This window comes from Clostridium luticellarii, from assembly GCF_002995845.1.
GTDB lineage: Bacteria > Bacillota > Clostridia > Clostridiales > Clostridiaceae > Clostridium_B > Clostridium_B luticellarii.
In genome coordinates this window covers 1-9,035 of sequence record NZ_PVXP01000098.1, presented here as the reverse complement: position 1 = coordinate 9,035, position 9,035 = coordinate 1, and the positions used below count along the sequence as shown (strand labels likewise).

Genomic DNA, 9,035 nt, shown 5'->3' with positions numbered 1-9,035 from the left:
ATATAGATGACTCACCTAGTTATATATTTGAAACTATATTCTCTCTATATGATAAGGATAATATAATACATAAAAATTTTGAAGTTGTAAGAACTATTTATAGAGATTGCTGTTTATATGTTCATTCCGCATCATTAACAGAAGATAACTTATGTTCTTGTTTGATAGAATATGATAAATTTTATAATAAAGACGAAAGTACTTTATTTTTAAAACAATTTGATAAAGCATATAGAATCATTAATAATTTAATACTCATTTATAATAAAAAAATATTTGATGAAATGAAATATAATTCACAGCTTATAATAAGAGAATATACAAATCAAGAAGATTTAAAAAGTATATTTGAGTATTGGAATAATATAAAATAGTATAACCTGTAGTCAAAACCTAGCTCAGAATTATAGGCTATATAAAAAATAAAGAAAAGCTCTGGAGAAATCCAGGGCTTTTTAAAATAGTTTAATTATTATATAATTAATGTAGGAATTTTTATGGATTATATCTATCTATTTGTGTTTTTGAAGTGGTAGCGGATAAAACAATGCAGCAGGTGCTCAGCGGCAGCAGTGACATAGGTTTTTGCGGACCGGAGCAGGTGATCTATATATACAATCAAAAGCGAAAGGATTTTCCTGTATTGTTTGGTCAATTAACGGCTACAGATGGTTCTTTTCTAGTGGGCAGAAGTGAGCAAAAGGATTTTAAATGGGAATCTGTAAAAGGGAAGACCATAATTGGAGGGAGACCTGGTGGAGTTCCAGAAATGGCACTGGAATATGTACTTAAAAAGAATAATATACAACCGGGGAAAGATGTAAACCTGATAACTAATTTGGCCTATACTGCAACAGCTGGTGCATTCAAGGCAAACACGGGAGATTATGTGGCCCTTTTTGAACCAACTGCCAGCATGCTGGAGAAGGACAAAAATGGTTATATACAAGCTTCAATAGGTGAGTCTGCAGGTGTACTGCCTTATACCTGTTATTTTGCCACTAAATCCTATATATCGAAAAATCCTGAACTGATTCAGAGGTTTATAAATGCCATTCATAAAGGACAGGTATGGGTTCAAAATCACAATGATAAAGAAGTGGCTGAAGCCATAGAATCCTTTTTCCCGGGAACTGATAAAAGCGTACTGCAGTCTGTAGTGAAAAATTATAGGAGTATAAAAGCTTATGCCGATACTCCTGTTATAAAAGAACAAGATTTGAACAGGCTTATGGATGTAATACAATCCTATAAATCCAGTTTGATACCTGAAAGGCCTCCTTTTGATAAGATAGTGGATAACTCTTTTGCAGAAAAGGCTGTTAAATAGGTGTGGTGCAGAGTTGGGTCAACCCATTGTAAAGGGAGACCCAGCTCTAAAAATATTTTCAAATTGAATTTTGTGATTTTAAATATTTTTGTGTCCAGGGGCAGATAAATATACATTTTCCACAAATTCTTTCCTCCACTCCAAGTTCATTGCTTCTTCTTTGAGCCTCATTTTTACACTTAAAAGCATTAAAATAATCACTTCTGTCTCTATCTATATTCCAGTTAATTCCCAATACTGCATTGCCAGGGCAAGATCTTGTGCATATAGAGCATTTTCCACATTTTGATTCGTTTATAGGTAAACCAGTGTTTAATTCTGCATCAGTTAATATAGTTGATAATCTTATAGCAGAACCAAATTCTTTTGTGATGAGCAGTGCACATTTTCCAATCCAGCCAATACCTGCTCTAGTTGCTGCAGTTTTATGGGGCAAAGTCGTCCTCAGAGTTGTTTTATCCGTTTGAATGCTTCTTTTTATTTTTGGAGATGCCTTAAATCCATGTTGCCTTATGATTTTTGCTGCATATTCGTCGAGATTATCCAGAAGATCATTTACTCTTGTATATTCGGCATAATAATCCTTTGTCGGTCCATTTTTTATTCCGGCTATTATATGCGGATTCAGTGATACCGCAATTGAAATTCCGTATCTGTAATTTTCTCTCTGATCTTCTGGAATGTCTTTCAAATCTGCAAAGCCGACAATTGAGGCACCTTTTCTAATAAGGCATTTTCTAAGTTCTGTGCTTAAACAATTCATTTTTTATACCTCCCATATAACTGTAAAATACAATAAAATTTATAAAAAAGCAATCTTGTTTTTAGAGTATCAGTTTTTAGCTGCCGAATTTTTTGATTTTACATGTTCATACGTATATAATTTTGATATAATAGTAGAAAATATATATGATAGGTGATGTGTCCTTTGAACAGTGAATATTTAGAATATATAAAAGAATATACTTCAAAAATCGATTTCAAAAGAACGTCGGATGATGTATTTTACTTTGAAAAAATATATAGAGAAATAAGCATGAAGTTTGAAAGCATGTACGGGTTTTCCTATAATGAAATGGATGAAGCCTATATTCCAGGCACACTTTTAGGTATTGGCGGAAGAAAATTTGTGGCTGTATTTCTTATAGGGATAAGGAATGGCGGGAAAAACTATGGGGCTGTAATTTTTCATCCAAAATACAAGCTTGTATGGGAAGATGATATTGAAGAAATGCTGACGGAAGAGGAATATAAAGATATATTCCCATACAAGTACAGGTTGGCCGTAAGGCTGCTTAATGATTCAGCGGGAAATATATCTGAAAGATACTAGTTATAGAAAGTTATATGTAAAAATTTCTTGACAGTAGGGAAATTAACGATATAATAGAAAATGTATTGAATTGATTTATCAGCTGTGAAAAAAAGGAGTAAGGATAACATTGTATAAAGAGAGAAAAGCTATTAGTTGGGAGGCTTTTCATACAAGGTATCCAGAAGGTAGTTTTGGAGCTTCTTTACTGAAATAAAAAGTAGGTAAAGACGGTTTTCGTACCGTTATTTTTTGAGAGCCTGAATTTTCAGGAAAAAAGGTGGTAACGCGGGTCTTCGTCCTTTGTGGATGAAGGCCCTTTTGTATATAAGGTGGCTCTTGTGCTAAGATTATTTAAATTCATTAAGTATGTTATACAAGATAGGAGGAGATTTAATGTCGAAAAAGGGAGATATGTCAACTACTTATGATCCTAAGACATTCGAAGAAAAACTTTACAATAATTGGCAGGAAAAAGGGTATTTTACACCTAAAGCGGATGGTAACCAGAAAACTTATACTATAGTAATACCTCCCCCGAATATTACGGGAAAATTACATTTAGGTCATGCCCTGGATAATACAATTCAGGATATAATAATAAGAACTAAAAGGATGCAGGGTTACAATACATTATGGCTTCCTGGAGAAGATCATGCAAGTATAGCTACCGAAGTAAAGGTGGAAAAGGAACTTCTAAAAAAGGGCATTGTAAAGAAAAAGATAGGAAGAGAGGCATTTCTTAAAAAAACCTGGGATTGGACTCATGAGTATAGAGATAGAATAAGAAATCAGGTAAAAAAACTTGGGAGTTCTGTAGATTTTACAAGAGAAAGATTTACTATGGATGCAGGACTGAATAAAGCCGTGAGAAAGTTTTTTGTTAAATTGTATAATGAAGGGCTTATATACCAGGGAAATAGAATAATAAACTGGTGTCCTAAATGTCAGACCGCTATATCCGATGCAGAAATTGAATACAGTGAGCAGCAGGGATATTTCTGGCATATAAGATATAAGGTAGTTGGAAGTGATGAATATCTGGAGATAGCTACTACAAGACCGGAGACCATGTTCGGTGATACGGCTATTGCGGTTAATCCAAAAGATGGAAGATATAAACATTTGGTTGGTAAGACTGCCATACTGCCAATTGTCAACAGAGAAATACCAATAGTGTCTGATGATTACGTGGATATGGAATTTGGTACAGGAGCAGTTAAGATAACGCCTGCCCATGATCCAAACGATTATTATGTGGGAAAAAGACATAATTTACCTGAAGTCATAATAATGAACGAGGATGGAACTATAAAACTTCCAGGCACTAAATATGATGGAATGGATAGATATGAAGCAAGAAAAGTACTGGTTGAGGATTTGAAAAAACAGGGATTTTTAGTGAAAATAAAGGAGCATGTACATAATGTAGGATGTCATGACAGGTGCGGCACAGTTATTGAACCGATGCTCTCTAAACAGTGGTTTGTAAAAATGGAATCACTGGCAAAGCCGGCTATTGATGTGGTAAGAAACAAGAAAGTGAAGTTTATACCTGAAAGATTTGAAAAAATCTATTTTAACTGGATGGAAAATATTCAAGATTGGTGTATTTCAAGGCAGCTCTGGTGGGGACATAGAATTCCTGTCTGGTACTGTAGGGACTGTGGTCAGGTTATAGTGAGTGATACGGATCCTACAAAATGCAGTAAATGTGGTTCCTCCAACCTGGAACAGGATAAAGATGTACTGGATACCTGGTTCAGTTCCGCACTGTGGCCTTTCTCAACATTGGGATGGCCTGATGATACAGATGACCTGAAGTATTTTTATCCTAATAATACTCTCGTTACTGGATATGACATAATATTTTTCTGGGTGGCACGAATGATATTTTCCGGTATATACTGCATGGATGACATTCCTTTTGAAAATGTGCTCATACATGGAATTGTGAGAGATTCTCAGGGAAGAAAAATGTCTAAATCCCTCGGAAATGGTGTTGATCCTATAGAAGTAATAGAGCAATATGGTGCAGATGCTCTCAGATTTGCACTGATTACGGGTAATGCTCCGGGAAATGATATAAGATATTATCCTGAAAAAGTAGAAGCTTCCAGGAATTTTGCCAATAAGATATGGAATGCATCCAGGTTTGTACTTATGAATTTGGATGAGGATATAATGAACAAATACAGCGGCTGTAAAGATTACAGCAGTGCAGACAGGTGGATATTGTCCAAAGTAAATACGCTTATAAAGGAAGTTACTTACAATATAGAGAAATTTGAACTTGGAATAGCTGCCCAAAAGATCTATGATTTTATCTGGGGAGAGTTCTGTGACTGGTATATAGAACTTGTTAAACCTGCTATGTACGGTGAGGATAAAAAGGCCAAGGGAGTGGCTTATAATGTATTGAACAGAGTACTTACAACAAGTCTTCAGCTTCTTCATCCCATAATGCCTTTTATAACAGAAGAAATATATACTCATCTATATACAAAATATGAGTCCATAACCATATCAAAATGGCCGGAATACTATAATGAACTCAATGACTTAAAGGCAGAAGAGGATATGGAGTATATTATAGAGGCCATAAAGGCTATTAGAAATGTAAGAACTGAAATGAATGTACCGTTTTCAAGAAAAGCTAAGGTGATGGTATGTGTAACTGAAAAAAATGCATTGGAATCATTTAAAAGTGGAGAGGAATACTTTAAGAAATTGGCTGCTGCCAGCGAACTGGAATTCCTAGACAGCAAAGATGATGTGCCCAAAAATGTTGTGTCTGCAGTTACCCGGGGAGCTGAATTATTTATTCCGCTTTTGGAGCTGGTGGATAAGGATAAGGAGATCGAAAGGTTAAATAAAGAAAAAGAAAAATTGGAGATTGAAATAAAAAGAGTTGAGAAAAAGCTCTCAAATGAAAAATTTGTTTCGAAGGCTCCTAAAAATGTAGTGGATGGAGAAAAGGAAAAAGGCTGTAAATACAAAGAAATGCTTGAATCTGTGTTGGAGAGAATACAGAACTTAAAATAAAATACGGGGATGTGCTACCATGAATTATGAAGAGACTTTGGAGTATATAGAGGGTGTAGCCAAATTTGGAAGCAATTTTGGACTTGAGAGAACTGAAAAGATTCTTGAACTTTTGGGTAACCCTCATAAAAAAATAAAAACTATACATGTGGCAGGTACTAATGGAAAAGGTTCTATTACAGCAATGGTGAGCAAGATATTGATGGAAGCCGGATTTAAAGTGGGCATGTATACTTCACCTTATCTGGAGGTATTTGAAGAGAGAATTCAGGTAAACGGCAGTAATATACCTAAAGATGATTTGAGCAGAGTGGTTACAAAAGTATCTGAAATTGTAAATAAAGTTATTGAAATGGGATATGATAATCCTACGGAATTTGAAATAATAACCTGTGCCATGTTTTATTATTTCTGGGAGAAGAAGGTTGACATAGCTGTAATTGAAGTGGGATTGGGAGGAAGACTGGATTCTACAAATGTAATGCCTCCTTTTTCTGAAATACAAAGTGGAGGGGTTATTTTGAGTATAATCTCCTCCATAAGTTATGATCACATGAAAATACTGGGGGATACGCTGGGTAAGATAGCCTGTGAAAAAGCTGGAATAATCAAGCCGGGTATTCCAGTTGTAATGTATCCTGAAGAAGATGAAGCAAGAGAAGTTATAGAACAGGTGTGCAGCCAGAAAAACAGCAGACTTATAAGTGTACCACTGGATTCTGTAAAATATATGGGAGAAAGTAAAATTGACAGTTACAGTAAAGAATATGTTCAGCATATAAGTGTACACACGAAAAAAGAAGAATATAACATTAAACTTTCCCTTTTAGGTAAACATCAGCTTTTGAACTGTGCCACAGCCATTTTTGCCGTAGAACAGCTGTCAGACTATGGTATTTCAATAGGAAAATCCATAATATTAAAAGCTCTCAGTAAAATAAAATGGATGGGAAGATTGGAAGTTATGGCAAAAAGGCCGCTGGTAGTTATAGACGGAGCCCATAACAGAGAAGGGATTTCCATGCTTAGAGATAATGTAGAAAGACATTTCAGTTATAATCGTATGGTGCTTATATTGGGTATACTGGCTGACAAAGAAGTTGATATCATGGTAAAAACCATTGTTCCGCTGGCCTGGAGGGTCATAGCTGTTACTCCCAATAACGTGAGGGCTGAGAGTTCGGAACAGCTGAAAACTGTAATAGAAAGACATAATCCCAACTGTGAAGCCTTTGATGATTATGAAAGTGCCTATAGAAAAGCAGTTTCCTATTGCAGAAAGGAAGATCTTCTTTTAATTTCAGGTTCCCTTTATATGATAGGGGATATGAGAAAAATTATAAAAAAACATATAAGCTAAGATTCAATGATCCAGATGGATAAAGATAAAGCTCCATCTGGATCCAAGAATCACCCGGTAAGCAGGATCAGTGGAACCATTACAGAAATTTATTTTTTGAAATCAATTGTTTGAGAGCAGTTGCAAATTGATCCGGACATGAAGTACCTTTTCCATTGCAGGAAATGCCCTGCAGTTTTTTTATCGCCTCGTTCACATCCATTCCGCTTACAAGTCTGGATATAGCCTGAAGGTTGCCATTGCATCCGCCTATAAAGGTTACACTTTTGATTTTATTTTCAACTATATCAAAATTTATTTGGCTTGAACAAACTCCATTAGTGTTATAAGTATACATTTCATCACCTGATTCCTTTATGAGAATTACATTATATCATACAATAAAATAAATTTTCAATTGCTATTACCTATTTTAACATATATTCATATTATATTTGTAAGGGGGTGATGGTGTTGGATTATATTTATGTATGCAGCACTTCTTCTGATATTGTGTCAAAAATTAATCTAGATCATTTCTGTGAAGAGAAGAGAATATATTTGAAGTCCAATGATATAGTTTATAATGTAGGTCCTCATGGAATATATACCAGCGGCAATAAACTTATAACTGCCAATAAATACAACAATACCATATCTATAGTTGACATGAAAAAGGAAATACAGGAAGAGAGCTATTATATAGGAGCATGCTGCAGCGATGTGGTGGTCTATGGAAATAATGCCTATATAATATGCAGTGATTTGAACAGCTTGCTGGTATTTGAACTTAAAGAAAGACAGGTAGTTGAAGAAATCCCCTGTGGAAGCCTTCCATATAGTATATGCTTGAATAAAGAAAGGAAATTACTACTTATATCCAATATGCAGGATGACAGCATAACTTTAATAGATTGTATAAATAGAAAATACATTAAAAATATAAGGGTGGGATCTTATCCTACTAAAGCTGTATTCACATTAGACGGGCAGCATGTATTAATATGTGAAAGCAACATAGGATCTGAATTTAGAGGAAGCATAGCTATATTGTCTTTAAAAAATTATAAAATAATAAACAGAATCAGTGTGGGGAATTCACCCATGGATATTTACTGCAGCAGCAGACACTGTTTTGTATCCAATTTTGGTGATGGGACCATAAGTGTTCTGGATATAAACAATTATAAAGAGGAAAAAAAACTAATTGTAGGTGGAATGCCTAAAAATATAATAAAATATAAAGAAAATCTGTATGTGGGTGACAACTATAATGATCTGCTGATAAAGGTAAATGTAAAAAATAAGGATAAGAAATATATACCCATAGGTGGAGAACCTACAGGTATGATTTTGAGTTGAGTTCTTAATTGCGCATAAGCAGCTCAACAATAGTATAGTATAGTTCAGAATAACCTTTTTTCCATTTTTTGCATAATTCTTTAGCTTTTTTGTTAGAATCAACGTTTAGCTGTATATTCATTAATGTGGAATTATTTTCTGATATTTTTAACTCTACGATAAAATTATTTTCATCATCATTACTGTAACTGGCATTTATGGAAAGGTTCTTCTTTATATCTTTAATTTTTTTATTCAAATATTGCTCCAAAATATCTATTTTATCCTTTGAAATTCTATTTCCAAATAACATCAGAACCTTCAGACCTTTTTTGGTAATTATAAATTTGTGATTATTGGAATGGGTTATTTTTTTAATAAAATTGGCGGATAGAAGCTCGGTCAAATATTGTTGAAGAGTAAAATAATTTATAAAGTCGTTTTCAAGTATGATCTGTGTTATTTCATTGTTGGAAATAGGAAATTTAATTTTTTTAAATATGTAAAGCAGCAGTAATTTATTTTCTGCCAGTTCCAAAGTATCTTCGAACATTTAAAATCCTCTCCATCAAACTTAAAATATATATATATTATAGCATAAAATATTTCAACTTTATTTTCAAATTATTTTATATAAATAAATTTTTTATTTATGTAATATTTATTAG

The 9,035-nt window shown here is 33.9% G+C and carries 9 protein-coding genes and 1 other annotated feature; of the genes, 6 read left to right on the top strand and 3 right to left on the bottom strand.

The features are described from left to right. Both CLLU_RS18785 and CLLU_RS17230 read left to right on the top strand, forming a co-directional pair. A partial coding sequence (locus tag CLLU_RS18785; RefSeq protein WP_158255944.1) for a hypothetical protein occupies nt 1-374 on the top strand: 374 nt, incomplete at its 5' end. Nucleotides 375-547: 173 nt separating this feature from the next. Then, the gene (locus CLLU_RS17230; protein WP_106011002.1) at nt 548-1,330 is read left to right on the top strand and encodes an ABC transporter substrate-binding protein; all 783 of its coding nucleotides are present in this window, start codon (nt 548-550) and stop codon (nt 1,328-1,330) included. Between the two features lie 58 nt (nt 1,331-1,388). Here the strand turns inward: CLLU_RS17230 and CLLU_RS17225 are convergent, their stop codons facing one another. After that, nucleotides 1,389-2,093: a 4Fe-4S double cluster binding domain-containing protein gene (locus tag CLLU_RS17225; protein WP_106011001.1), complete on the bottom strand. Its 705-nt coding sequence runs from the start codon at nt 2,091-2,093 to the stop codon at nt 1,389-1,391. A gap of 165 nt (nt 2,094-2,258) precedes the next feature. On the opposite strand from CLLU_RS17225, the gene CLLU_RS17220 reads away from it, so the two are divergent. From CLLU_RS17220 to CLLU_RS17210, 3 genes are all read left to right on the top strand, one after another. Continuing rightward, on the top strand, nt 2,259-2,663 hold the full coding sequence (locus CLLU_RS17220; RefSeq protein ID WP_106011000.1) for a hypothetical protein: 405 nt from the start codon (nt 2,259-2,261) through the stop codon (nt 2,661-2,663). 75 nt (nt 2,664-2,738) lie between these two features. After that, nucleotides 2,739-2,949: a binding site (T-box leader), on the top strand. An 89-nt stretch (nt 2,950-3,038) separates the two neighbouring features. Continuing rightward, nucleotides 3,039-5,687, top strand: coding sequence for a valine--tRNA ligase (locus tag CLLU_RS17215; protein WP_106010999.1), 2,649 nt, complete (start codon nt 3,039-3,041; stop codon nt 5,685-5,687). A 19-nt stretch (nt 5,688-5,706) separates the two neighbouring features. Next, nucleotides 5,707-7,047: a bifunctional folylpolyglutamate synthase/dihydrofolate synthase gene (locus tag CLLU_RS17210; RefSeq protein WP_106010998.1), complete on the top strand. Its 1,341-nt coding sequence runs from the start codon at nt 5,707-5,709 to the stop codon at nt 7,045-7,047. Nucleotides 7,048-7,126: 79 nt separating this feature from the next. Here the strand turns inward: CLLU_RS17210 and CLLU_RS17205 are convergent, their stop codons facing one another. After that, nucleotides 7,127-7,384, bottom strand: coding sequence for a TIGR03905 family TSCPD domain-containing protein (locus tag CLLU_RS17205; RefSeq protein WP_106010997.1), 258 nt, complete (start codon nt 7,382-7,384; stop codon nt 7,127-7,129). A 116-nt stretch (nt 7,385-7,500) separates the two neighbouring features. Here CLLU_RS17205 and CLLU_RS17200 point away from each other — a divergent pair, with 116 nt between their 5' ends. Then, nucleotides 7,501-8,388 carry a YncE family protein gene (locus tag CLLU_RS17200; RefSeq protein ID WP_106010996.1) on the top strand — a complete coding sequence of 296 codons (888 nt, stop codon included), beginning with the start codon at nt 7,501-7,503 and terminating at the stop codon, nt 8,386-8,388. A 4-nt stretch (nt 8,389-8,392) separates the two neighbouring features. On the opposite strand, the gene CLLU_RS17195 is transcribed toward CLLU_RS17200, so the two are convergent. After that, entirely contained in the window at nt 8,393-8,920 is a 528-nt protein-coding gene (locus CLLU_RS17195; protein ID WP_106010995.1) for a DUF4364 family protein, read from the bottom strand. Nucleotides 8,921-9,035: the final 115 nt, after the last annotated feature.